General features: G+C 51.7%; 26 protein-coding genes. 1 reads left to right on the top strand and 25 read right to left on the bottom strand.

All coding sequences use genetic code 11. From position 1 onward, the window contains the following. Positions 1–57: 57 nt before the first annotated feature. From LK436_RS13735 to LK436_RS13830, 20 genes are all read right to left on the bottom strand, one after another. A complete protein-coding gene (locus tag LK436_RS13735; protein ID WP_008394989.1) occupies positions 58–783 on the bottom strand; it encodes a DUF554 domain-containing protein in 726 nt (241 codons plus the stop codon). Between the two features lie 21 nt (positions 784–804). Then, a complete protein-coding gene (locus LK436_RS13740; protein ID WP_021966909.1) occupies positions 805–1,080 on the bottom strand; it encodes an HPr family phosphocarrier protein in 276 nt (91 codons plus the stop codon). Positions 1,081–1,379: 299 nt separating this feature from the next. Beyond that, positions 1,380–1,832, bottom strand: coding sequence for a FoF1 ATP synthase subunit delta/epsilon (locus tag LK436_RS13745; RefSeq protein ID WP_008394987.1), 453 nt, complete (start codon positions 1,830–1,832; stop codon positions 1,380–1,382). 13 nt (positions 1,833–1,845) lie between these two features. Then, positions 1,846–3,234: a F0F1 ATP synthase subunit beta gene (gene atpD, locus LK436_RS13750; protein ID WP_008394986.1), complete on the bottom strand. Its 1,389-nt coding sequence runs from the start codon at positions 3,232–3,234 to the stop codon at positions 1,846–1,848. 11 nt (positions 3,235–3,245) lie between these two features. Beyond that, complete coding sequence (atpG, locus tag LK436_RS13755; RefSeq protein WP_008394985.1) at positions 3,246–4,142, bottom strand: ATP synthase F1 subunit gamma; 897 nt, start codon at positions 4,140–4,142, stop codon at positions 3,246–3,248. Positions 4,143–4,176: 34 nt separating this feature from the next. Further along, the gene (atpA, locus tag LK436_RS13760) at positions 4,177–5,688 is read right to left on the bottom strand and encodes a F0F1 ATP synthase subunit alpha (protein ID WP_008394984.1); all 1,512 of its coding nucleotides are present in this window, start codon (positions 5,686–5,688) and stop codon (positions 4,177–4,179) included. Next, a complete protein-coding gene (atpH, locus tag LK436_RS13765) occupies positions 5,685–6,197 on the bottom strand; it encodes an ATP synthase F1 subunit delta (protein WP_008394983.1) in 513 nt (170 codons plus the stop codon). The genes atpA and atpH overlap by 4 nt, the downstream gene beginning before the upstream one ends. Beyond that, the gene (gene atpF / locus LK436_RS13770; protein ID WP_008394982.1) at positions 6,178–6,687 is read right to left on the bottom strand and encodes a F0F1 ATP synthase subunit B; all 510 of its coding nucleotides are present in this window, start codon (positions 6,685–6,687) and stop codon (positions 6,178–6,180) included. Before atpF ends, atpH begins: the two co-directional genes overlap by 20 nt. Before the next feature lie 14 nt (positions 6,688–6,701). Continuing rightward, positions 6,702–6,926 (bottom strand): ATP synthase F0 subunit C, encoded by a 225-nt coding sequence (gene atpE / locus LK436_RS13775; protein ID WP_008394981.1) that lies wholly within the window; start codon positions 6,924–6,926, stop codon positions 6,702–6,704. 113 nt (positions 6,927–7,039) lie between these two features. Further along, positions 7,040–7,747, bottom strand: a complete 708-nt coding sequence (locus LK436_RS13780; RefSeq protein WP_008394980.1) for a F0F1 ATP synthase subunit A — start codon at positions 7,745–7,747, stop codon at positions 7,040–7,042. A 292-nt stretch (positions 7,748–8,039) separates the two neighbouring features. After that, positions 8,040–8,864, bottom strand: a complete 825-nt coding sequence (locus LK436_RS13785) for a metal ABC transporter permease (RefSeq protein WP_008394979.1) — start codon at positions 8,862–8,864, stop codon at positions 8,040–8,042. Beyond that, entirely contained in the window at positions 8,864–9,571 is a 708-nt protein-coding gene (locus tag LK436_RS13790; protein ID WP_008394978.1) for a metal ABC transporter ATP-binding protein, read from the bottom strand. The genes LK436_RS13785 and LK436_RS13790 overlap by 1 nt, the downstream gene beginning before the upstream one ends. Next, a complete protein-coding gene (locus tag LK436_RS13795) occupies positions 9,571–10,701 on the bottom strand; it encodes a metal ABC transporter substrate-binding protein (RefSeq protein WP_044930327.1) in 1,131 nt (376 codons plus the stop codon). Before LK436_RS13795 ends, LK436_RS13790 begins: the two co-directional genes overlap by 1 nt. 89 nt (positions 10,702–10,790) lie before the next feature. Further along, a complete protein-coding gene (locus tag LK436_RS13800; RefSeq protein ID WP_008394976.1) occupies positions 10,791–11,471 on the bottom strand; it encodes an HAD family hydrolase in 681 nt (226 codons plus the stop codon). A 112-nt stretch (positions 11,472–11,583) separates the two neighbouring features. Continuing rightward, the gene (locus LK436_RS13805) at positions 11,584–12,264 is read right to left on the bottom strand and encodes an epoxyqueuosine reductase QueH (RefSeq protein ID WP_008394974.1); all 681 of its coding nucleotides are present in this window, start codon (positions 12,262–12,264) and stop codon (positions 11,584–11,586) included. Positions 12,265–12,454: 190 nt separating this feature from the next. Further along, a complete protein-coding gene (rpoD, locus tag LK436_RS13810; protein ID WP_008394973.1) occupies positions 12,455–13,588 on the bottom strand; it encodes an RNA polymerase sigma factor RpoD in 1,134 nt (377 codons plus the stop codon). 298 nt (positions 13,589–13,886) lie between these two features. Then, positions 13,887–14,786: a diacylglycerol/lipid kinase family protein gene (locus LK436_RS13815; RefSeq protein ID WP_008394971.1), complete on the bottom strand. Its 900-nt coding sequence runs from the start codon at positions 14,784–14,786 to the stop codon at positions 13,887–13,889. 14 nt (positions 14,787–14,800) lie between these two features. After that, a complete protein-coding gene (mutY, locus tag LK436_RS13820; protein WP_008394970.1) occupies positions 14,801–16,039 on the bottom strand; it encodes an A/G-specific adenine glycosylase in 1,239 nt (412 codons plus the stop codon). Between the two features lie 165 nt (positions 16,040–16,204). After that, a complete protein-coding gene (locus tag LK436_RS13825; protein WP_008394969.1) occupies positions 16,205–17,185 on the bottom strand; it encodes a biotin--[acetyl-CoA-carboxylase] ligase in 981 nt (326 codons plus the stop codon). 6 nt (positions 17,186–17,191) lie between these two features. After that, positions 17,192–17,500, bottom strand: a complete 309-nt coding sequence (locus tag LK436_RS13830; protein ID WP_008394968.1) for a DUF6637 family protein — start codon at positions 17,498–17,500, stop codon at positions 17,192–17,194. Positions 17,501–17,708: 208 nt separating this feature from the next. On the opposite strand from LK436_RS13830, the gene LK436_RS13835 reads away from it, so the two are divergent. Beyond that, positions 17,709–17,855: a hypothetical protein gene (locus tag LK436_RS13835; RefSeq protein WP_015573710.1), complete on the top strand. Its 147-nt coding sequence runs from the start codon at positions 17,709–17,711 to the stop codon at positions 17,853–17,855. Positions 17,856–17,958: 103 nt separating this feature from the next. Here LK436_RS13835 and LK436_RS13840 read toward each other — a convergent pair whose 3' ends face one another. The 5 genes from LK436_RS13840 to LK436_RS13860 form a co-directional block, all read right to left on the bottom strand. Next, a complete protein-coding gene (locus tag LK436_RS13840) occupies positions 17,959–18,891 on the bottom strand; it encodes an SPFH domain-containing protein (protein ID WP_008394966.1) in 933 nt (310 codons plus the stop codon). Position 18,892: 1 nt separating this feature from the next. Next, the gene (locus tag LK436_RS13845) at positions 18,893–19,330 is read right to left on the bottom strand and encodes an NfeD family protein (protein ID WP_008394965.1); all 438 of its coding nucleotides are present in this window, start codon (positions 19,328–19,330) and stop codon (positions 18,893–18,895) included. Between the two features lie 132 nt (positions 19,331–19,462). Beyond that, a complete protein-coding gene (locus LK436_RS13850) occupies positions 19,463–20,299 on the bottom strand; it encodes a TrmH family RNA methyltransferase (protein WP_008394964.1) in 837 nt (278 codons plus the stop codon). Then, entirely contained in the window at positions 20,296–22,296 is a 2,001-nt protein-coding gene (locus LK436_RS13855) for an NAD(+) synthase (RefSeq protein WP_021966900.1), read from the bottom strand. The genes LK436_RS13850 and LK436_RS13855 overlap by 4 nt, the downstream gene beginning before the upstream one ends. A gap of 92 nt (positions 22,297–22,388) precedes the next feature. Further along, entirely contained in the window at positions 22,389–23,759 is a 1,371-nt protein-coding gene (locus LK436_RS13860) for an MATE family efflux transporter (RefSeq protein WP_008394962.1), read from the bottom strand. Between the last annotated feature and the right edge of the window lie 16 nt (positions 23,760–23,775).

Below are 23,775 nucleotides of genomic sequence, written 5' to 3' on the forward strand. Positions count from 1 at the left end.
TACATGTCAGAATAACTGTCAGAACAGATGCAGCCGGAGAGCGGGCCTGTTCATTTCTCAGCTTATCCACGGCAGATATGCGGCCAGAACTGCCAGAAGCATAGCCGGAAGCATATTGGCTACACGAATCCGCTTGTCCCAGACCAGATTAACCCCTATGCAGAAAATCAAAACAGAACCAATCAGTGATAAATAAAAAATGGCCGTCCCTGTCATGAAGGGGGCCAGCAGCCGTGCCAGCAGTGTGACAGAGCCTTCAAAAATAAAAACCGGAATGGCAGAAAATACACAGCCTTTTCCCATGGATGAAGTCATCACGGCGATAAGAATAAAATCCAGTACCGCCTTTACCGCAAGCATGGAACAGTCTCCCAGGATCCCGTCCCTGATCGCTCCGACTATAGCCATAGCTCCAATGCATACCGTTAAGGAAGCCGTTACGAACGAATCCGTAAAGCCCGGATCCCTGCCATTTCCGGATTTATATTTCAGCCACTCGCCGAGCCGCTCAAAGCCTCTTTCGATTCCAAGAAGCTCTCCTATGGCCGTGCCCACTGTAAGGCACAGGACGACGAACATAGACTGCCCTGAAATCAAGGCATTTTCCTCAATTCTGAGCATTCCCTCCATCGCCCCTGCAATGGCAATAAAAAGCACGCTGACACCGCACGCTTTATTTAAGACATCCTGCATATCAGGCTTTAACAGCCTGCCGGCAAAATGTCCGATCAGACCGCCGGCAATAATGCTGACGCTGTTGATAAACGTCCCTAAGCCTATCATAAGCTGTTCTCCTGCTTGGCCTTAAGCTCTCTCTTCCAGGCGGACGGCATCGTACATCTCATCCACCTCATATTCCCTGAAAAAGTGTTCTGAGAGTTCTTCATCCTCGCCGTTTACCACCAGCTTCATCTTTTCCCCGATCTTCAGAGTCATAAGTCCCATCAGCGATTTGCCGTCTATCCAGCTTACTCTTTCTCCCAATTTTCCAACGTCAATATCTGACTGCATCTTCTGGCAGATTCCGCAGAAATTAATAATGTCATTTGTGTTCAGAAAACGGATTTTTTTCTCTACCATAGCCTTAATTTCCTCTCTAAAGTACAATATTCCGTCACAGCCGCGCCGCAGTCTCTGTTTCCTCTTATCTCCTGCAGCAGGGAGAAATGGCATATCAAAACCACTGGCTGTTCCTCCCTGGGCGAAGTCCGATAGTAGTATACAGCAACTGATTTCCCGTGTAAAATACTTAAATAAAATATCCGCTATATCAAAATCACATCTCCCGGTTCTGCCTGGAGATTCCCCCGGGGAGGCAGGCCGCTTCAGGGGCAGATTCTGCTCTGCCCCGGTGCACCTAACCTGGCAGCAGAGCCTCTCTACTTTCTCTTTCCGGCCGCGCTCAGCCTGGACATGGCCCTCGCCAGCTCCCGCTGGCTTCTGTAATACTCCAGAAGGGACTGCTCCTGGCGAAGCTGCTCCTCAGCCCGCTCCTTAGCCTCCCTGGCCCGGTTAATGTCGATATCCTCCGGCCGCTCCGCAGAGTGTACAAACACCTTCACACGGTTGTTGATCATCTCTGCAAAACCGGCTCCTGTGGCTATAATTCGCTCCTGAGGCTTATCTGCGGCTCCCTCGCCCTTTTCACCCGGGTCCTTCGCAGGGACGAACCTGGTAATTCCAGGCACCAGAGCAATGACCACATCCTCGTGGTGGGCCAGAAAGGTATGTCCGCCGTCTGTAGCCGGCAGATCGATAAAGCTCGCTCTGCCCTGATAGAAAATTTCGTTGCTGGAATAGATCTCAAGCCCGAAGGTTGCCTCTGCTCCCATGAAATCTCCTCCTTTAACTCTCTGCCTTTGCCTTCTCGATTACATCGTCAATGGTTCCCACATTGAAGAACGCATTTTCCGGGTATTTGTCCATCTCCCCGTCCAGAATCATCTTAAAGCCTCGGATGGTCTCCTTGAGCGGAACGTATTTTCCGGGGATTCCCGTGAAATTCTCAGCCACATGGAAGGGCTGGGACAGGAATTTCTGGATCTTTCTGGCTCTGTACACCGTATTTTTATCCTCCTCGGACAGCTCCTCCATACCGAGGATGGCGATAATATCCTGCAGCTCCTTATACTTCTGAAGCACCTCCTGGACACGTCTTGCCGTCTCATAGTGCTCCTCGCCGACCACGTCGGCTTCCAGAATCCTCGATGTGGATTCCAGAGGATCCACTGCCGGGTAAATCCCCTGCTCCACAATCTTCCTGGAAAGCACCGTGGTGGCATCCAGATGGGCGAAGGTCGTGGCCGGAGCCGGATCCGTCAGGTCATCGGCCGGCACATAGACAGCCTGCACGGAGGTAACGCTTCCCTCCTTCGTGGAGGCAATCCTCTCCTGAAGCTCTCCCATCTCTGTAGCCAGCGTAGGCTGGTATCCTACGGCCGACGGCATACGTCCGAGAAGGGCAGAAACCTCCGATCCGGCCTGCACGAAACGGAAGATATTGTCTATAAACAGAAGCACGTCCTGGTGCTCCCTGTCACGGAAATACTCTGCCATGGTAAGTCCCGTCTCCGCAACTCTCATACGCGCTCCCGGCGGCTCGTTCATCTGCCCGAACACCAGGGCCGTCTTTGAGAGGACTCCTGACTCCTTCATCTCTGTCCAGAGGTCATTTCCCTCTCTGGAACGCTCTCCCACGCCTGTGAAAATCGAGTAGCCGCCGTGTTCGGTGGCAATATTCTGAATCAGCTCCTGGATCAGCACGGTCTTTCCCACGCCGGCTCCTCCGAACAGTCCGATTTTTCCTCCCTTTGCGTAGGGGGCCAGCAGGTCGATTACCTTAATTCCTGTCTCCAGAATCTCCACAACCGGCTTCTGGTCTGCGAAGGACGGCGGATCCCGGTGAATGACCCAGTGCTCCTCCCCTTCCAGAGACTCTCCGCCGTCAATGGTCTCTCCGAGCACATTGAACAGACGGCCCAGCGTCTTGTCGCCCACAGGAACCTGGATTCCCTTTCCTGTGGCCTCTACCTCCATATCGCGGCACAGCCCCTCGCTGGCCGCCAGCATAATGCAGCGGACCGTACTGTTTCCAAGGTGCTGGGACACCTCCATCACACAGGTTCTGTCCCCGTTTTTTACCTTCAGGGCATCCTTGATATGGGGCAGAACGCCGTCTTCAAATAAAACATCTACCACAGGTCCCATGACCTGCACAATTCTGCCTTTATTCATAATTATCTCCTCTACCGCTTTTTCTTCTGGGCATTGGCGCCGCTGATTACCTCTGTGATCTCCTGGGTAATGGCCGCCTGCCTTGCCCTGTTGTACTGGACAGAAAGCTCTTTCAGCATCGCTTTCGCGTTGTCTGTGGAAGCCTGCATGGCCATCATCCTGGCGTTGTGCTCACTGGCGTAGGATTCCACCAGAGCGCCGTATATCACTCCCACCAGATAGCTTGGGACAATATTGTCCATCACCTCTCTGGCTGACGGGAACAGACGGATCTCCTCCCTTCTCATGTCCATGGGAAGAGAGATAGGCTCCGGCTCCGGATGCTTGAGGGGCAGCAGCGTTTTGAGTACCGGCTCCTCTTTCATGGAATTGAGCATCTCTGTAAACAGGATGGATACCTCGTCAAACTCTCCGCTTAGGAAGCCCTCGATCACCGTTTCCGTAATCATCCTGGACCTGTGCATGGTCGGCTTCTGCACCGTGTAGCGGAAGCTTCCGTCCATATCCACTTTCTTTTTGGAGAAATACTGGCGGCCCACAACGCCCAGTACATAGAGCTTTGTGTGGCCGGGCTTTTTCAGCTCCTCCTCTGCCATCTTGATAATATTGTGATTATATGCCCCGTTTAATCCCTTATCAGCCGTAACCACAATAAGGGCGCGTTTTCTGTCCTCGGGACTCACATCTGTCCTCTCGTCCAGATAACGGCTCTCTTTCTCCTCATCCGGCAGATGTCTCAGAATTCTGTCGAGGGCTGTCTGCACGCCGAAGAAATACGGCTCTGTGTCAGCCAGAACTTTTTTCGCCCGCTTCATCTTGGATGAGGAGATCATATACATGGCGTTCGTAATCTTCATGGTGTCCTGAATGCTCTTCATCCTGGTCTGAATTTCCTTTGTGCCCGCCATTTACTCACCTGCCTTCCTGCCAAAATAAGCGTTTTTACCGGATCTGCGTTTCTGCATACTGCTTTGCCGCCGACACAATCCTCTCTTCCAGCTCGTCAGAGAGGACTCCCGTATTCTCAATTTCCTCCCCGATCTCAGGGTAGCTGGAATCAAAATATCTGAGAAGCTCTGTCTGGAAGGGTTTCACTCTTTTGACGTCAAGATCCATAAAAATCTTATGTCTTGCCGCACACAGGGTGATTACCTGCTCGTGAAGGCTTAAAGGACTTCCGAGAGGCTGTTTTAAAAGCTCCATCAGGCTCTTTCCGTACTGGAGCTGCTCCTTTGTGGAGGCGTCCAGGTCAGAGCTGAACTGGGTAAACACCTCCATCTCCCGGTACTGGGCCAGGTCGATACGGATGCTTCCCGAGGCCTTTTTCATGGCCTTTGTCTGGGCTGCGCCGCCCACACGGGATACAGAAAGTCCCACATTGACTGCCGGTCTCTGGCCCGCAAAGAACAGATCCGTTTCCAGGAAAATCTGGCCGTCTGTGATGGAGATCACGTTAGTCGGAATATAGGCGGAAACATCTCCGGCCTGTGTTTCAATAATCGGCAGGGCCGTGATGGAACCTCCTCCCAGCTCGTCGCTCAGGCGGCTGGAACGCTCCAGAAGCCTGGAGTGCAGATAGAACACATCGCCCGGATAAGCCTCACGCCCCGGAGATCTCTCAAGCAGAAGGGACAGAGCCCTGTAGGCCACTGCGTGCTTGCTCAGATCGTCGTAGACGATCAGCACATCCTTCCCCTTGTGCATAAAATACTCTGCCAGAGCAGTGCCTGAATAAGGCGCAATATACTGAAGCGGCGAGCAGTCGCTGGCTGTAGCCGCCATGACGATGGAATAATCCATGGCTCCGTGCTCCGTCAGAGTGGACACCAGCTTGGCGACGGTGGACGCTTTCTGTCCTACTGCCACATAGATACAGATGACATCCTTGCCCTTCTGGTTTAAAATGGCATCCGTGGCGATGGATGTCTTTCCTGTCTGCCGGTCGCCGATGATAAGCTCCCTCTGCCCCCGTCCGATAGGGAACATGGAATCGATGGAAAGAATTCCTGTCTCCAGAGGCCTGTTTACCGATTTTCTCTCTACAATGCCGGGAGCCTCCTGCTCCACCGGCCTGTAGCCGTCCTCCTTAATCTCCCCTTTTCCGTCAATCGGCGCTCCCAGGGCGTCCACCACACGGCCTAAGAAGGCATCTCCCACAGGGATTCCCGCCTTTTTCCTCGTCCTGACAGCCCGGCTTCCCTCGCTGATGCCTGTATCCTTTCCAAAGAGGATGCATCCGATGCTGTCCTCCTTAATATCCTGAACCATACCCTTGAGACCGTTGTCGAAGATCACGATCTCGCCGTACATGGCATGCTCCATGCCGTAAATCCTGGCAATGCCGTCTCCCACGGAGATGACGGTTCCTGTTTCCTCCTCACGGCATCTGTCGTCATAATTTTTTATTTCTTCCTTCAGTATGGAAATAATATCCTCTGAACTGATTGAACTCAAGCCCTCTCACCTCCGTACAAGTAGTTGGACAGACGCCTGTAGCTTCCCCTGAGGCTTCTGTCATATTCAAATGCTCCCGCCCGCAGGACAAAGCCCCCGAGCAGCGTTTTATCCTCTGTAAGCTCAAACTCCACCTCTCTCTTTCCAAATCTCCTCTTCAGAAATTCGGAGAGGCCGCGAAGCTGCTCCTCGGTTGGAGGAGTCACATAGGTGAGGACAGCCCTCAGAATTCCCCTCTGCTCCTTTGCATAGGCTCTGTAGGCGTCAAATATTTCAAAAAGAAGTCCCGCATGTCCATGGCGGCAGACTGTCTTTATAAAGGATCTGGTTTCCTCCGGGAAGATCCTGTCAGCCACCCGCTCCTTTTCCGTCAGAGAGACCGTCGGATTTTTGAGAGCCTCCATCAGGCGGCTCTCCGCCTTCAGCAGCTTCTCCGTCTCCAAAAGCACCTGCTCCGGCACGGAAAGCTCAAAGAGGGCCTTCGCGTAATTACCTGCTGTCTGGGTCATGGCATTCACCTGCTTCCTCTATAAAACGGTCGTAGAGAGCCAGATCCTCAGGGGCGCCGGCAGCACTGCCGGATACCTGTCTGGCAGCGCAGAGAGCCACCTCCGCAATCCTTCCTCTAAGCTCTTCCATGGTTTTCACGCGCTCCGCTTCAAGGCTTTCCCTCGCCTTCAGAAGATCCTCAGCCGCCTTTTTGTCAGCCTCGGCCACGATGCGGTCGTACTCCTTCTTTGCACGGCCTCTGGCCTCCTCCACAATCCGGCCGGATTCCGCTCTGGCATCCTTAAGAGCCGCCTCATACTGACTTTTTAAGGCGTCGGCCTCTTCTTTCGTGCTCTTCACATTTTCCAGCTTCTCGTTTATCATGGCCTGCCGCTTGTCCATAATTCCCAGCACAGGCTTAATTAAAAAGTGCTTCAGCAAAAGACAGAGGACAATCAGGTTTATGATGTTGTAGACAAGGCTTACATTAAACTGTAACACCTCTTCCACCTGCCTTTCCTAATTTATTTTAAGAACAGAATGATTACGAGGGCGATTACGAAACCGTAAATAGCTGTTGCCTCTGCCAGGGCACATCCCAGAAGAAGAGCCTTGCTGATCTTGCTCTCAGCCTCCGGCTGCCTTGCGATGGCCTCCACTGCCTTGGATGTTGCGATACCGATACCAATTCCTGCTCCAATACCTGTAAATACAGCGATAGCTGCTCCGATAGCGATTAATGTTGACATAACTGTTTTCTCCTTTACTTATTCATTTACTGTTTTCTGCTGTCCCGCCGCAGATTGCCTCTGGCCGCCCGGCCTTTCCTTCTGTCCAGGGCTTCACGTCCTGTTTTTCTCAGCTACTCTAACGATTCTTTAATAAACAGAGCTGTCAGGAACACAAACACATAGGCCTGAATCAGCCCGTCGAAAATGTCAAAGTAAAAGCTGAACGGAATCGGCACAAACAGCGGCACCACCAGCTTGATAAGCTCCATAACTACGAAGGAGCCCAGCACATTTCCGAAAAGACGCATACAGAGAGATACCGGCCTGATGAACACCTCCAGAATATTGATGGGAAGTATAATGGCCACCGGCTCTGCGAAGCTTTTCAAAAATCCCTTTGCGCCTTTCTTGTGGAATCCCGCGTACTCGATCACGGCAATACTGATGATTGCCAGAGCCGCTGTCATGTTCAGATCCTTTGTCGGAGGCACAAAACCGACAATTCCTATCAGGTTTGCGGCGCCAATAAAGATGGCTGTCGAAATCAGATAGGGAACATAACCTTTTCCCTCTTCTCCTACCAAATCCACGAAGAAATCCCTCAGAAATCCAATGGAGCTTTCCAGAAAAAGCTGAACCCTCCCAGGGTTTTCCACACTCAGGTTTCTTACCAGGAGCTTGGAGAGAAGCACTAATACTGCCATGATGATCCATGTAACTGCAACTGATTCGTAAATCGGTATCCCGCCGAAAATCGGGATCGTAAATACCACTTTACAGTTCAGCTCCTCCATCAGGGCGCTAGAAAGAGCTTCCGTTTTAATCCCTCCTTTTCTCATTTGTCTGAAGTACGTCTGAATATCGTCTTCAGATATTTCTTGAAAAAAGACAGAAAAACAGCATTTCTACTGTTTTCCCGTCTTTTTCCTGATTTCCACTATTATACGCCTAATCACATGTGAAAGTAATTAGATAAAACTTCTAAATTTTCATGAACATTTATGGTTATTTTATTCAAAATACGACTAGTGTGTTAATAAAATGTAACATTTTATTTCACCTGGTTACTGTCTGAATTCCCTTCAAATTTCTCCGGCTTTTCTTCTGACTGCCGTACAATTTGTTCCCCGCCTACCGCCTTCCTGACTGCCGCAGCATCTGAACTGCCGAAAATACAAGGAAAAAGCAGAGGTTGACCACCACCACGCTGGCTCCTGCCGGCGTGGAATAGACGTAGGACAGCACCATACCGGCAAAAAAGCAGATCACAGAAAGAATGCCGGCGGAGACCACCACCCCGTGAAAGCTCTTAAACACCCGCATGGAAGTCAGGGACGGGAAGATGATCAGACTTGAAATCAGCATGGCTCCCATCATGCGCATTCCCAGCACGATGGTCACGGCTGTCAGGACCGCGATCAGCACATTGTAGAGTCTCACCCTGACGCCGGTGGCCTTGGCGAAGTTTTCATCAAAGGTCACGGCAAACACCTTGTTGTAGCAGAACAGGAATAAAAACAGCACTACCACGCAGAGCAGAGCGGAGAGCCTCACATCCTCCCTGCTCATGGCCAGAATGCTTCCGAACATGTAGCTGCTCACATCCGTGGTCATTCCTGTGGTCATGGAGGTGACGATAATTCCGATAGCCAGAGCGCTGGCCGAGATCATGGCAATGGCCGCATCGCTCTTGATCCTCCCTCTCTCTGTAATATGCAGAAGAAAGAAGGCGGCAAGGACCACCACGGGGATGGAAACCCTGAGAGGCGACCAGCCCATGGCCAGAGCCACAGAAAGGGCACCGAAGGATACATGGGAAAGGCCGTCTCCGATCATGGAATAGCGCTTCAGCACCAGGCTCACTCCCAGGAGGGATGCGCAGAGGGAAACCAGAATTCCCCCGATGAGCGCCCTCACCATAAAGGGGTACGATATCATTTCAATCACCGCGCTCATCAGTCCTCACCTCCCAGAAATCCCTGCCCTACACGGCTTTTCACATAATCGGAGACAGAGCCGTAAAACAAAACCTCCCTCTTCAGGTGAAGGATCTTGTTGGCCTGATGGACAATGTTCTGAATATCGTGGGATACCATCAGAACAGCCACCTGCTCCTCTCTGTTTAGCTTCTTTATCATATGGTAAAAATCCTGAATCGCAGACGGATCGAGACCGGTGATCGGCTCGTCCAGCACCAGGAGCTTATCTGTGGCGCACAGAGCCCTCGCAATTAACGTCCTCTGCTGCTGCCCTCCTGAGAGCTCCCGGTAGCACTGTTTCTTCAGGTCTGTAATGCCCAGCTTTTCCATATTGTACTCAGCCAGCGCCCTCTCCTTCCTGGAATAAAACGGGCGGTTTCCTCTTTTTCCCAGGCAGCCGGAAATCACCACCTCATAGACGGTTGCCGGAAAATCTTTCTGGGCCGCCGTCTGCTGGGGAAGGTAGCCGATTCCTGCACGCCTCAGCTCCTCGGAAACCACGATCTTTCCCGAAGTAGGCTTCAGAAGTCCCAGGATTCCCTTCATCAGGGTGCTCTTTCCTGAGCCGTTTTCTCCCACAATACAGATATAGTCCCCTGTATTTACCTCCAGATTTGCATCTACCACAGCATCCTGGTTCTCATACCCGAAGTCTGCGTGTTCACACCTTAGTAATGTTCCCATCAATTCAATCCTTTACTCAAATTTACGGCATTTTGCTCCATTAACTCCAAATAAGTCACGCCGGAGTCAAATTCCCGTCTTGTCACATTGTGGCAGGAGTGAAACAGGAGAGGCTCCGCCCCCGTTTCTTCCCCGATAATCTCAGCGACTCTGTGGCTGGAAAGCTCCAGATAATAGACAGCCGGGATATCTAACTCCCTTACCTTGTCGATCAGGTAGGCTATCGTCTTGGCACTGGGCTCCGTGTCTGTGCTGCAGCCGGAAAATGCGGCCCTGTATTCCAGACCATACTCATCGAAAAAGTACCGGAGCGGAAACTTGTCCCCGAACACTACCAGCCGTCTTTTCCCATGCTCTGCGATATCCCTGAATTTCTGATCCAGAGCTGAGAGCTTTTCCTCATATTCTGCCAGGTTCTCCCTGTAAATCTCCTGATTGCTTTCGTCCATCTCGCAGAGCGTGCCGGCAATCACCTCTGAGAGGGTCATGGCATTTACAGGAGATGTCCAGATATGCTCATCATACTCTATTTCCTGCTCGTGGCCGTCGTCGTAGAGGTGTCCTTCCTCACCCTCCTTTGGCACACCTGCAGGGTGGACATGATCATGGGAGTGATCGTGCTCCTCCGCCTCCATCCCTTCTACAATCTCCTCTTCCACCGTATCCACGTAGTCCATCATTGTGATAACCTGCTGGTTCTGCGTATCGAGGGAGTCCAATACCCGTTCAAACCACTGTTCCATGGCTCCCCCGTTGCAGATAATCAGGTCAGCATCCTGGATTTTAATGATATCGGCAGGCGTCGGCTCAAAGGAATGGCTGTCCATCCCCGCCGGAACGATCAGCTCCAGCTCCACCTGTCCCGACTCGATAAGCCCGCCGGAAATCTGGCGCGTGAAATCATAGTAGGGAAATACAGTGGTCACGACTTTTAAAGGCTCCTCTTTTAAAGGCTCCTCCTGGGAGGCGGAAGGGTTCGCCTCTTCCGAAACCTGCGGATTCAGGGTGCCTTCCGTTTCCGGCAGTTTTGGGGTTCTTCCCGCGCAGCCTGCCAGAAGCGCCGTTAAACCGGCCCCCAGAAGAATCCGGGCTGCCTTTCTGCCGCTGTGCTTTATCTGTTTTTTAATCATTTCATTCCTCCGCTGTTCTGGTCTTTGGCGGCTTTTCCTCTTCCGCAGGCCACTCATCCTTCTGCAGGATTTTCTCCCCTGCAGGTTTCTCAGTTCTTCAGAGCCTCTGTGTTTTCCTTTTTCAGAATTTTCTCCACATCAGACGGATGATCTGCGATATACCTTGGGTGAAAGGCCAGAAGCTCCTCCCTGTCCCTGAATCCCCAGGTAACTCCCACCGTGTCCATCCCGGCGGCAATCCCTGTCCTCATATCTGTGTTGGTATCCCCCAGGTACAGGCACTCCTCTGGCTTTACCTGGAGCTTCTCACAGATAAAAAGAGCTCCTTCCGGTGACGGCTTCTTGGCAATTCCCTCCCTCTGTCCCAGAATCATATCAAAGGTATTTTTCCCGAAAACCGTTTCAATATTTTCAACCGCCTGCTCATGGGGCTTATTGGAAAATACCGCCATTTTAATATGGTTCTCACGGATAAAGGAAAGGAGATGCAGGATTCCGTCATAGGGCTTTACGCCTCTCATACAGTTTGCCGAAAAGTTCTTCATATATTCTGAAAGGCTCTGATCGTAATACTTCATATTTTCATGGCCAAAGTGGCAGAGGGCCCGCTCCATCTGGGTCTTGTAGCCGTCGCCCACCATGTGCTTGGTATCCTCTATGGTAATCTCCCCCAGCCCGAAGGAGCGCAGGGTAAGGTTCGTCGCGTAGGTCAGCGCCGTCAGCGTGTTTAACAGGGTTCCATCCAAATCAAAAATACAGAGCTTGTACATATTGCCGTTCTCCCTTCTTCTGTCTGGTTCTGACTCCTAATTTGCCTTGTATATCATATGATAAAACAGGGAAACTTTCAATCCTTTTAACATTTCGGCAATTATTCATATATTACTGTTTTTCCCTCTCCCTTTCCCTCTCTCTCATGGAAAACACGCACCCGCAGTAGTCCTGGCGGTACAGACCGTACTCCCTCGACAGCTCGGTAGAGCGTTTATAACCGTTTTTCTTCTTGAAGTCTGAGGCCAGATATTTCACCCCGTACTCTGCCCCCAGCTCCTCCCCTATCCGGTTGAGCCTTGCCGCATCCTTCAGAGGACTGATGGTCAGGGTTGTGGCAAAGTAGTCAAACCCGCCCTCCCCGGCAAGTCTTGCGGCCTCCTTAAGGCGCAGCTCAAAGCAGATGCCGCAGCGATCCCCGCCCTCGGGATCCTCCTCGTGGCCGCGGACTGCCTCATAGAACTGTTCAGGCCTGTACTCTCCTGCCACAAAGGAAACCTCATTTTTCACAGGAAGCTCCCGGATCAGCCGCTTCACCTCCTCTGTCCGCTCCTCGTACTCACTGGGCGGATAGATATTTGGGTTGTAGTAGTAGACTGTGATTTTAAAATACCGGGACAGATACTCCAGCACATAGCTGCTGCACGGTGCGCAGCAGCTGTGAAGAAACAGGGTGGGGACAATTCCCTCCCCTTCGTTTTTCTCAATCAGTCTGTCCATCTCTCTCTGAAAGTTCCTGTTCTTTCCATTCATCCCGATGCTCTCCTCCTTTACTGCATCTTCCTTCGGCATAGGTCCTGCCGGCTTTCCCCCACGCAAAAAGACTGCCAAAATTATTCAGCAGTCTTCTCCGTCCCATTCTAACTTTACATATCTAACTAAACGGCCTTTAACATCTTCCAGGCCCTAATCTCTTGTTTTTATGGAATCACAATTCTCAAACTTCCATGAAACAGCCATGAAGCTGCGAAGTAAGCCTCCACTACAGGAAGTCCCTGATCCTCTTGCTTCTCACAGGGTTTCTGAGTTTTCTGAGGGCCTTGGCCTCAATCTGCCTGATACGCTCCCTCGTCACGTTGAACTCCTTGCCCACCTCTTCAAGCGTCCTCGGATGCCCGTCCTCCAGGCCGAAGCGCAGAACGATAACCTGGCGCTCTCTCTCCTTCAGATCGCCAAGCAGAGCATCAATATGCTCCCGGAGCATCACGGATTCCACGTTGCCCTCAGGAGTCACCACATTTCCGTCCGCAACGAAATCGCCCAGGTTGGAGTCATCCTCCTCACCGATCGGCGTTTCCAGGGAAGCCGGTTCTCTGGCGATCTGCATGATCTCCATTACCTTATCCTCCGACATATCGAGAGCTGCTGAAAGTTCAGCCACTGATGGCTCATAGCCCAGCTCCAGAGTCAGCTTCCTCTGCATCTTGGACATCTTGTTGATCGTTTCAACCATATGCACCGGCACTCGGATCGTCCTTGCCTGATCGGCAAGCGCTCTCGTCACAGACTGGCGGATCCACCAGGTGGCATATGTACTCAGCTTATATCCTTTTGTGTAGTCAAACTTTTCTACTCCTTTGATCAGGCCCAGGTTTCCCTCCTGAACCAGGTCAAGAAAGCTCATGCCTCTTCCGGTATAACGCTTCGCGATGCTGACAACAAGCCTTAAATTGGCCTCAATTAAGCGTTCCTTCGCAGACACATCGCCCTCTGCCTTTCTCTTGGCAAGGCGCAGTTCTTCCTCAGCGCTGAGAAGCGGAACCGTACCGATCTCCTTTAAGTACATGCGCACCGGATCCTCTGTGCCGATTCCCTCTAAAAGGTCAATGGCATCCAGATCGATGTCTTCCTCTTCCCCATTTTTCATAAAGTCATCGTCCACATCATCGAGAAGCAGCAGTTCATCATTGAGTGAAGTCTCATCAATCACTTCTGGAATCACGTCGATGTTGTTCTGTTCCAGATAGCTGTAAATCTGCTCCATCTGTTCTGTTGACAGGTTGTCGGCGGCAAAAAAGTCATTAATCTCCGCAATGTCCAGAGCATTCTGCTTCGTTTTTGCCAGATCGACAAGTTTTCTTAACTTTTCTAAAAAATTGTCTTTCTCTTTCTCCACGAGTTAACGTCCTTTCGCTATCAGAAGCTTTTGTAAAAGTTTACCGACTTTATATTATAAACTAACCCTCTACATTTTTCAACATATTTTTTCTTACCATGGACACACATTCAAACCTGAAACTCCCGCGGCTGCAGCTCTCCTGCTGTCCTTCCTTTTATCGGGCGTTGCCGCCACCATCTCGTTCTGCCCTGTAAAGCTGAGCATAAGCGTGTCTGCCGAGTTTACCGCCGCTGAGAGCAGATTCTGCATGATTATAGGAAGCGCCATACTAAGAAGCTGTCTCTGAAATGTTCTTTCACTCTTCGTGCCTCATCACCCTTATCTCTTCCCTCAGGTTTTCGATGCAGACCTCTGTCACTGCTCCGCCGTATTCTCCATCCAGAGTCCAGTCCACCGCCTCCTCGCTCTCTATCACAAGCCTCGATGTCTTGAACCTGTAGACGCAGTCATTTTCCCCCTCTTTGTTGATCAGGTAGGCAACAATGCTCTGAATGTCCTTAGGTGTTCTCGGCGTGCGCACAAGCATCACCTCAAACTCACCGTCATTGAGGGCCACTCCCGGGGGCACCAGGCTTTTAAAGCCTCCGATGCTCATGGTGTTTGTCACCATTCCCAGAATAAACTCCTCCTCCAGCGTCTGGCCGTTCCAGTGAAATTTCAGGCGGTAGGATTTAAGCCCCGCAATCCGTCTCACAGCCTCCAGCATATACGCCTGATGCCCCAACACATTTTTTGTCTCCTGGGATGTTTTATAGGAAACCTCTGTAAATGCTCCAAACGCGGCCACATAGACAAAATATCTGTCAGCCCCGAATCTTCCTATGTCCACAGCAAAGGGGCTTCCGTTCACGGCCTCCTCGGCTGCCTTCATCATATTTTTCGAAATTTTCAGGCTGGCTGCATAGTCATTAGTAGAGCCTGACGGAATGTATCCTATCACCGGCCTTTTTTCTCTGTCCAGAGTCATGAGTCCGGAGACAACCTCATTGAGGGTTCCATCTCCGCCGCTGCAGACAAGAAGAGCCACACTGTCTCCGCTGTTTCCCGCCTTCTTTTTTGCATCTCCCTGAGCCTGAGTTACATGAACCGTAACTTCATAACCGACTCTGACAAACAAATCGAGAATATCCATCAGCCTTGTTCTGAGCTTCTCACGCCCGGATCTGGGATTCATAATAAACAGCATTTTTTTCATAATTCAGAACTCCTTCATCTACTGTTCCGGATGTCCCCCGTTTCAGTAAGAGCAGTCTGGCGGCCTGCCCCCTGCGCCTTTGTACTTTGCTTTTTTTTCGTCTCTTTTCTATTTTCTATTTCCTGCTTCTCAGTATTCCTCGTCAGAACCTTGGTATACGCCTGAAATGCATTGGGCAGGGGATATTTTTCGAGAATGTCCTCCATCTGCTCCATGGGATAGAGCTCCGGCAGTTCTCTTTTTATCATAACACGGAACCCTGTCATATGCCACTCCACATGAGAAAATATATGGACGGATTCTGCCAGAGGCTCAATGGAGCTGATATCCTCCCGGTCAATTCCGAGAGCCTCCGGGATTTCCTGCTCCTTCAGATGGCCCGGCAGATTCGGGAACTCATAGAGGGATGCCAGAAGGCCTCTGGAGCTTCGCTTCCTGATGGCAGCTTTGCCCTCATATTCAATGAGAAATACCGTTTTTTCCTCCCTGCGCCTCTCCTTTTTTCCCGACTTTACCGGAATTTCGCGGATCGTCCCATTTCGCCTTGCCAGGCAGAGGGTTTCAAACGGGCACCGGCTGCACAGGGGTTCCCCTGCCGGAGTACAGACAATCGCTCCCAGCTCAATGAGGGCCTGGTTAAAATCTCCCGGCCTTTTCTCTGGAATGATCTCCCTTATCTCCTTTTCCATCTGCTTTTTTACAGACTGTTTTCCAATATCCTCCCGGCTCTCAAGCAGCCTTGAAATGACCCGGAGCACATTTCCGTCCACGGCCGGCTCTGCCATCTGGAATGCAATCGATGCAATCGCCCCCGCCGTATAGCTCCCGATCCCCGGAAGCTTCAAAAGCGCTTCATAGGAAGCAGGCAGTCTGCCCCCGTACTGCTCCACGCAGATCTGGGCCGCCTTCTTCAGATTTCTGGCTCTGTTATAATATCCCAGTCCTTCCCAGAGCTTTAAGAGAGTTTCCTCCTCCACCTGCGCCAATGCCCTCACATCCGGCAGAGCCTCCATAAAACGGGCAAAGTACGGTTTCACAGCCTCCACCCTTGTCTGCTGAAGCATGATCTCCGAGATCCAGACGCGGTAAGGCTCCGGTTCCTCCCTCCACGGAAGCACCCGGCGGTTTTCATAGTACCATAAAAGGAGGGGCTCCCTCACGGCCGTCAGGCGCTCCCGCCGGCTCATGGGGTATCCCTCTCTCTCCACAGTCACAAGCCTGTCATACAGGCGCTTTACATACTGATTTTCCATTCTTCCTCCTGCCTGCCGGCCTACTGTCCTGCCTCATAGCTTACCGTCTGCCTCATAGCTTACTTCCCTGCCTCATACTTACTGTCATTCCTCATAAAAGAAGGGATGCCGTATAATGACTGCACATCCCCAATCCTTCATTTATATCTGCTGTATGGCACAGTCCTAGACATAGCCGTAAATTCCTCTGACAGAAACCTCTCCGGAGAGCACCCGTCTTACCGTCGTGTCCTCCATCTCAACCAGGAGCTCGCCCTCCCTGTCAATGCCGATAGCCGTTCCGCTGTATTCGCCTGCCGGATCCAGCACGCGCACCGTCCTCCCGCAGTTTGCCAGCTTTCCGTTGTAGTCTTCCAGAAGCCCGCTCATATCTGTGGTTTTCATGAACACCTCGTAATATCTCTCAAAGGCCGCCATCACTGCGCTGATCAGAAGGCTCCTCTTCGTCTTTTTTCCCGTCTCCGTAAAAATAGAGGCAGCCACTCCCCGGATCTCCTCCGGAAATTCTTCCATATTTACATTAATTCCAATTCCCACTGCCACATAGTTGATGCAGTCGGGATCTGCACTCATCTCTGTCAGAATTCCGCAGATCTTCTTCCCGCTCATCACAATGTCGTTGGGCCATTTGATCAGAGACTCCGCTCCCGTGCACTCTCTGATTCCATCGGCTACCGCCAGGGCCGCCACCAGCGTCAGCATGGATGCATGGACAGGGGCCATGTTCGGCCGTAAAATCAGGGTCATAAAAATACCTGTTCCCCGCGGGGAATCCCAGGCTCTTCCTCTTCTGCCCTTGCCTCCTGTCTGTCTTTCTGAAACCACCAGGGTTCCATGCACTGCCCCGTTTTCAGCCGCCTTCTTGGCAGCCGTGTTGGTGGAATCCACCTCGTCCAGATAGAGGATTTCCCTCCCAGCCCAGGAGCCGCGTATGCTGCTCAGTATCTCTGCCTGGCTTAATATATCTCCTGCCGTTTTCAGCCTGTAGCCTCTGTTTCTGACGGCCTCAATCTCATATCCCTCCGCCTCAAGCTGTCTTACTACCTTCCAGACTGCTGTCCGGGATACCTGAAACCTCTCGCACAGCTCCTGTCCGGAAATATAGCCGTCTGCCTCTTTTAAATATCTGAGAATCTCTGTCTTCATTACTGTCTACCCCCAAAGGATGGATGCCGCACTCATCACTGCCATCAGAAAGAGAGCTGCGGACGCGATAAAAAGCAGGATTTCCGGAACACGCCATTCCCCTCCTGCTGCCTGTCTGTCTGTTCTGCTGAGGGCATTGGAAAGGCAAAGTCCGGCTCCCAGCAGAAAAATAACCGGAAAAACCGCTCTGTTTGCATCCGGATTCAAAAATACAAGGACAGAGAGAATCACGATGGCAATTCCCACTCCAATATCTGTCATTTCCCTTCCAAATGTGGATCTCCTCTTTTCCTTCTGCCTTTCTGTCATAAGCATATTACACTCCTAACGTCACAGCCATTATCGCCTCAGCGGCACCAAATTTTCAAACTCTTCTCTATTCTACCTGAATGTTTGGCGATTGTCAAAAGTTCTTAGATTCCAAACCCTGTCATACTGCCTGTCCTTGGGGCATATATTTTTATATGTCACATGAGTGCGCAGCCTGCAGAAGCTGCCTGCCAAATTTTTCAGGGGGGATTTTATGATTATTCATCCAGTTTTCGGAGCCATCATGAGATACAGAATTGTCCAGAATGCGGCAGAGGCCTACTACCGGTATAAGATGAAGCGCCCCTGCTTCATTATGGAGCAGAACAGCCGGTGGACGTTAGTGACCATTGAGCGGTAGGCCGAAACGGGCAATCCTGCGATCAAACAAAGGCGGAGACTTGTTTTAAGCCTCCGCCTTTCATATCTCTCTAGCTCTGTCTGCCTTTTCCTGACTCTTACTCTTACGGATTCTCGTCCTTTGCCCCAACCTCTGCCAGAGATTTCACAAGACCGGCGATTCCCTGAATCTCAGACGGAATGATAATCTTGGTGGCCTTTCCGTCAGCGGCCTTGGCAAATGCCTCCAGACTCTTTAACTGAAGCACCGCATTGTCTGCGCCGGCTTCCTTGATGAAACGGATACCGTCTGCATTCGCCTGCTGTACCTTCAAGATAGCCTCGGCACGTCCCTCTGCCTCCTTGATCATCTTCTGCTTTTCAGCCTCGGCGCGCAGGATGGCAGCCTCCTTCTCAGCCTCTGCCTCCAGGATGGCGGATTCCTTCTGTCCCTCTGCCACAAGGATGGTGGATTTCTTCTCACCCTCTGCCCTGAGGATAGCCTCTCGCCTTTCCCTCTCCGCCTTCATCTGCTTTTCCATGGCATCCTGAATGGCTGCCGGCGGAATAATATTCTTTAACTCTACGCGGTTTACCTTGATTCCCCACGGATCTGTGGCCACGTCGAGAGCTGCCCTCATCTTTGTGTTGATCGTTTCTCTGGAGGTGAGCGTCTGGTCAAGCTCCAGATCTCCGATAATGTTTCTGAGCGTCGTGGCAGTCAGATTTTCAATCGCCATAATAGGATTTTCCACACCGTAGGCGAACAGCTTCGGATCGGTGATCTGGAAGAATACGACCGTGTCAATCTTCATGGTTACGTTATCCTTCGTAATAACCGGCTGCGGTGCGAAATCCACTACCTGTTCTTTCAAAATCACTCTCTTTGCCACATGGTCGATAAACGGCACTCTGAAATGCACGCCCACGGACCAGGTTGCCAGATAGGCTCCCAATCTCTCCACCACAAGGGCCTGAGCCTGCGGTACGATTTTGATACAGGAAAAAAGTATCAATAGCACGATGACCACAAGAATAATAAAAGCAATAAATGGCATACTACTGTCCCTCCTTGACTTTCCTCACCATCAGTTTGACTCCCTGAACCTCTGTGATCTCAACCAGAGCGCCCTCCTCAATGGGGCTTCCGTCTGAGGAGCGGGCCGTCCACTCCTGGCCCTCCACCACAGCTGCCCCCGAGGCGCTGTCATTGTCCACGGCCTCTGTGATCCTGGCCTTCTTTCCGATGAGCCCTTCCACATTCGTCTTTACCGTATTCTTATTGATATATCTCACGGCCAAAGGCCTGGTAAAAATAAGGAGCACACAGGAAACGATAAAGAACACAGCCACCTGCCCGTATCTCTCCATTCCTGTAAAGGTCAGAAAAAACGAAACGAGCGCTCCTATGGCAAACCAGATCGTGCAGAGATTCAGCGTCGCCGCCTCAATTCCTATCAGTATTACAAAAGCTGCCAGCCATACAACCCATTCCATAAATTCTCACTCCTCTCTGGCTGATCTTATGAACCAGGTTCTCACTGTATGTATGAGCTAGTATACCCTGTTTTCAGACTTTTTTCAAGCTTTGTCAGGAATATTTAAGAAAATTGTCAATATTTGACATAATTAATCTATCTTCTGCCCCTTCCCGTTTCTCCTCTGTCTCGCCGTTTCGTACATGAGGATGGAGGCCGCTACAGCCGCGTTCAGAGACTCCACCTTTCCCAGCATGGGAATTTTAATATATGCATCGGCCAGCTCTGCCGTCTCGTCGCTCAGCCCGTTGGCCTCGTTTCCAATCAGAAAGCCCGTACTCCCTGTATAATCCTGCTGGTCATAATTTTTCTCTCCCTTCAGATGAGCCGCGTACAGGCGGACACCGGCCTGCTTAACTCTCCTGACGGCGTCGGCCAGATCCTCCACATAGACGAAGGGAACCCGGTATACAGAGCCCATCGTAGAGCGGATTACCTTGGGATTATAGATATCTGCTGTGGTGCTGTTCATGATCACGCCTGTAATCCCGGCCCCCTCCCCGGCCCGCAGAATTGTTCCCAGATTTCCGGGATCCTGGAGGGTTTCCAGAATCACAAGCTGAGCCGGAGCCTTCTCCTGTGTATGTTCGTCTCCCTCCTTCCTCTCTCCCAAAATATCTGAGAGCTCATAGGAAAACTGCCTGCACAGTGCCAGAATGCCCTGGGGCGTCTGGGTATCGGCCATTGCCTTCATTACCTCGCCGGTCACCGTCTCATAGCGGCAGCCGGCAAGCAGGCGGTCTGCCTCCTCGCCCTGCTGCCTTAAAAAACTCTCTGTCACATAAGTGCGGTGAAGCCTCTCTTTCGGGAGCTCCGAGAACATCTTCTCGCCCTCTACGATAAACAGCCCGCTCTCTCTTCTGGCTTTCGCCTTTTTGGCAATCGCCGATACCTGCTTCACCTGTGAATTTGACGTGCTGGTTATCATGAGCGCACCTCCGAAGCGTGCTCCTCCCTGCTCTCAAGCGCCTCGACCTCTTCCAGCCACAGGCGGCTCACCGCATCGCTGGGCATCCTCAGATCTCCGCGTGGCGATACTGCCGCGGAGCCTACCTTAGGGCCGTCCGGCAGGCAGGAACGCTTAAACTGCTGATTGAAAAATCTCCTGTAAAATACCTTGAGCCATTTGAGAATGGTTTTTCTGTCATAGGCTCCGTCAAAAGCAAAGACGGCCAGTCGGAAAATCTTGCCGGGATGGTATCCGTATCTGAGAATGTAGTAGAGGAAGAAGTCGTGAAGCTCATAGGGCCCTACCAGATCCTCTGTCTTCTGGGCAATGGTTCCGTTGTCCTCCGGCGGAAGCAGCTCCGGACTCACCGGAGTGTCGAGAATGTCGAGAAGCACGTTTTTAAGCTCCTCCTCCCCGCAGGTGTCAGCAAAGTACCTTACCAGATGGCGCACCAGTGTCTTCGGCACGGAGGCGTTGACGCCGTACATGGACATATGATCCCCGTTGTAGGTGGCCCAGCCCAGCGCCAGCTCCGACATGTCTCCTGTGCCGATAACCATTCCTCCGGCCTGGTTTGCAATATCCATGAGAACCTGCGTCCTCTCTCTGGCCTGGGAGTTTTCATAGGTCACATCGTGGACGGAAGGATCGTGGTTGATATCCCGGAAGTGGGTATTGACTGCATCGCGGATGTCCACCTCCATCAGCGTCGCCCCCAGCTTTCTCGTCAGAAGGCAGGCATTATTGTAGGTGCGGTCTGTGGTGCCGAAGCAGGGCATGGTCACAGAGTAAATCTGGCTCCTGGGAATCCCTGCCATGTCAAAGGCCTTCACGGTCACTAACAAGGCCAGAGTGGAATCAAGCCCTCCTGATATTCCCACCACGGCATTTTGGCAGTGGGTGTGAACCAGGCGCTTTTTCAGGCCCATGGCCTGAATCATCAGAATTTCCTCGCATCTTCTTGCCCTGTCGGCCTCATTGCCCGGCACGAAGGGGGATGGATCGACAAAGCGCTCCAGGCTGTCATAGCCGGAGTTTTTCGCTTCCTGCCCATTTTCCTCCCCCCATGTTTTTTCCTCATCGAGATCCAGCTCGAACTCCACGAAGAGATAATCCTCCCTGCCCTCTGTCTGGTAGGTCGTCATCCTCCTGCGCTCGCATTCCAGCCTCTCCAGATCAATGTCCGCGTAGATGGTCTCGTTCTCAAACCGCCTGGACTCCCGCAGGATATTTCCATTTTCCGCAATAATATTCTGTCCGCCGAACACCAGATCCTGGGTGGACTCTCCTTCCCCTGCATTGGCATAGACATAGGCACACAGAAGCCTTGCAGACTGACCGGAAATCAGGCTTCTCCTGTAATCAGCCTTTCCCGTGGTCTCATCGCTGGCAGAACAGTTCACGATCACCGTGGCCCCTGCCGCCGCATGGGCAATACTCGGCGGGTTCAGAACCCAGACGTCCTCACAGATCTCAGCTCCCACTGCCAGGTTTTCCACATTTTTGCAGGAAAAAATAATCTTCGTTCCGAGGGGAATCTTCTGCCCGTCAAACTCCACTGTCACTGTGCCGAACTCCCATGGATTAAAATGGCGCCTCTCGTAGAACTCAGAGTAGTTTGGAATCCAGATTTTCGGCACAAGGCCCAGGATACAGCCGTTCTGGATGGCTGCCGCCACATTGTAGAGCTTATTGTTATACTCCCACGGAAGTCCCACAAAAACCAGCATATCGCTTCCGGCAGTAAAGGCCGCAAGAGCCTTCAGCTCCCTCTTTACAGCCGTCAGAAGAGGCTTCTGGATAAACAGATCCCCGCAGGTGTAGGCAGTCAGACAGAGCTCCGGGAATACCATGATTTTGGCCTTCTTTTCCCTTCCCTCTCCGATCAGCCGGCAGATCTCCTCCCTGTTAAACTGCACATCGGCTACCTTTACCTCAGGAGTGGCCGCAGCCACCCGTAAAAATCCATCTCTCATTGTGTAATCTCCTTGTTTACTTCTTTTCGCAGAGCTGCCGTCCGGCAGATCCGCCTGCCTCTGCGGCATCGTTTCTTCTAATGTCGTTTCTTCTAATGTCCTTTTTTCTTCCTGTCTCCTGCCTGTCCCAGCCACCGGCCCCATTTCATATAGGCCAGATCCATGAGAACCGTCGTCGCCCAGGTTATGGGATAGCACCACATGACCGCATCAAAGCTGGGAAACAGAGGGACAAACAGATTAATGTAAATCACCCGCAGCACGCACATGTTTCCCACGGAAATCAGCATGGTCTGCATGGATTTTCCCGCTCCTCTCATGGTTCCCATCAGAATCTGGTGGGCTGAAAGCAGGAGATAAAACGGAACCATAACAATCATGGTCTTAATTCCATAGGAGATAACCCCGGGCTCCGAAGAAAAGATCTCCAGAACCGAGTGGGCTTTAAAAAACAGAAGCACAGATACGCCTACCGTGTAAATGGAACAGATAGCCATTCCCTGGAACAGCCCCTTCTTTACCCGATCCATCCTCCTGGCTCCGATGTTCTGTCCTGTAAAGGTCGTGGCGGCCATACAGAAGCTCTGCATAGGCAGGACCACAAAGCCGTCCACCTTATTGTAGGCCCCGAAGCCGGCCATGGCCATGGCGCCGTACACATTTACATTGGCCTGGACAATCACATTGGAAAGGGAGATGATCGACTGCTGTATGCCGCTCGGAATTCCCATATTCAGAATGCGCTTCATCATCCGGAAATCAATCTTCAGTTTTTTAAGCTCCAGCCGGTAGATATCGTCTGAGGTCATCAGCGCCCACACCGTCAGCACGGCTGAGATAAGCTGGGAAATAATTGTAGCCCATGCCACACCGTCCACTCCCATGTGAAGCTGGCTTACAAAGAAGAGATCCAGGACAATGTTTACTACCGATGACACACACAGATAGTAGAGAGGCCTCATAGAATCTCCCACTGCCCGCAGAATTCCCGCTCCCATATTGTAGACCAGATTGAAGGTGGCCCCCAGAAAATAGATCCTGAAATACAGATTGGAGTTTGCAAGCACCTCCTCCGGTGTTTTCATCCACCGCAGGATGACCGGGGAAAACGCTACACCGATGACGGTCAGCACCACGCCTCCCACCAGGCTCAGGGCCATGGACGTGTGGACTGCCCAGCTCATCTTTTCTGCACTTTTGGCCCCGTAATACTGGGAAATAATCACTCCTGCTCCAACGGAAATTCCCATGAACATTCCGATAATCAGGTTGATCAGCGAGTTGCTGGAACCCACAGCCGCCAGGGCCTCGCTGCCGATAAACTGTCCCACCACCACAGAATCCACTGTATTGTAGAGCTGCTGGAACAGATTTCCGATCAGCAGAGGGATGGAAAAGGCAATGAGCTGCTTCCATATTACCCCCTCCGTCATCAGGACGCTGTTCTTCTTTTGTTTTTTCATTTAACCCCTCCCTCAC

The organism is Clostridium sp. M62/1 (genome assembly GCF_020736365.1).
In the GTDB taxonomy this organism is placed as follows: Bacteria; Bacillota; Clostridia; order Lachnospirales; family Lachnospiraceae; genus Otoolea; species Otoolea saccharolyticum_A.

Excerpts from the sequence above, each read along its gene's own strand:
- LK436_RS13735 (WP_008394989.1), bottom strand. The coding sequence starts at position 783 with ATGATAGGCTTAGGGACGTTTATCAACAGCGTCAGCATTATTGCCGGC.
- LK436_RS13740 (WP_021966909.1), bottom strand. The coding sequence starts at position 1,080 with ATGGTAGAGAAAAAAATCCGTTTTCTGAACACAAATGACATTATTAAT.
- LK436_RS13745 (WP_008394987.1), bottom strand. The coding sequence starts at position 1,832 with ATGGGAGCAGAGGCAACCTTCGGGCTTGAGATCTATTCCAGCAACGAA.
- atpD (WP_008394986.1), bottom strand. The coding sequence starts at position 3,234 with ATGAATAAAGGCAGAATTGTGCAGGTCATGGGACCTGTGGTAGATGTT.
- atpG (WP_008394985.1), bottom strand. The coding sequence starts at position 4,142 with ATGGCGGGCACAAAGGAAATTCAGACCAGGATGAAGAGCATTCAGGAC.
- atpH (WP_008394983.1), bottom strand. The coding sequence starts at position 6,197 with ATGACCCAGACAGCAGGTAATTACGCGAAGGCCCTCTTTGAGCTTTCC.
- atpE (WP_008394981.1), bottom strand. The coding sequence starts at position 6,926 with ATGTCAACATTAATCGCTATCGGAGCAGCTATCGCTGTATTTACAGGT.
- LK436_RS13780 (WP_008394980.1), bottom strand. The coding sequence starts at position 7,747 with ATGAGAAAAGGAGGGATTAAAACGGAAGCTCTTTCTAGCGCCCTGATG.
- LK436_RS13785 (WP_008394979.1), bottom strand. The coding sequence starts at position 8,864 with ATGAGCGCGGTGATTGAAATGATATCGTACCCCTTTATGGTGAGGGCG.
- LK436_RS13790 (WP_008394978.1), bottom strand. The coding sequence starts at position 9,571 with ATGGGAACATTACTAAGGTGTGAACACGCAGACTTCGGGTATGAGAAC.
- LK436_RS13795 (WP_044930327.1), bottom strand. The coding sequence starts at position 10,701 with ATGATTAAAAAACAGATAAAGCACAGCGGCAGAAAGGCAGCCCGGATT.
- LK436_RS13800 (WP_008394976.1), bottom strand. The coding sequence starts at position 11,471 with ATGTACAAGCTCTGTATTTTTGATTTGGATGGAACCCTGTTAAACACG.
- LK436_RS13805 (WP_008394974.1), bottom strand. The coding sequence starts at position 12,264 with ATGCCGAAGGAAGATGCAGTAAAGGAGGAGAGCATCGGGATGAATGGA.
- LK436_RS13815 (WP_008394971.1), bottom strand. The coding sequence starts at position 14,786 with ATGAAAAAAATGCTGTTTATTATGAATCCCAGATCCGGGCGTGAGAAG.
- mutY (WP_008394970.1), bottom strand. The coding sequence starts at position 16,039 with ATGGAAAATCAGTATGTAAAGCGCCTGTATGACAGGCTTGTGACTGTG.
- LK436_RS13825 (WP_008394969.1), bottom strand. The coding sequence starts at position 17,185 with ATGAAGACAGAGATTCTCAGATATTTAAAAGAGGCAGACGGCTATATT.
- LK436_RS13830 (WP_008394968.1), bottom strand. The coding sequence starts at position 17,500 with ATGCTTATGACAGAAAGGCAGAAGGAAAAGAGGAGATCCACATTTGGA.
- LK436_RS13835 (WP_015573710.1), top strand. The coding sequence starts at position 17,709 with ATGATTATTCATCCAGTTTTCGGAGCCATCATGAGATACAGAATTGTC.
- LK436_RS13840 (WP_008394966.1), bottom strand. The coding sequence starts at position 18,891 with ATGCCATTTATTGCTTTTATTATTCTTGTGGTCATCGTGCTATTGATA.
- LK436_RS13845 (WP_008394965.1), bottom strand. The coding sequence starts at position 19,330 with ATGGAATGGGTTGTATGGCTGGCAGCTTTTGTAATACTGATAGGAATT.
- LK436_RS13850 (WP_008394964.1), bottom strand. The coding sequence starts at position 20,299 with ATGATAACCAGCACGTCAAATTCACAGGTGAAGCAGGTATCGGCGATT.
- LK436_RS13855 (WP_021966900.1), bottom strand. The coding sequence starts at position 22,296 with ATGAGAGATGGATTTTTACGGGTGGCTGCGGCCACTCCTGAGGTAAAG.
- LK436_RS13860 (WP_008394962.1), bottom strand. The coding sequence starts at position 23,759 with ATGAAAAAACAAAAGAAGAACAGCGTCCTGATGACGGAGGGGGTAATA.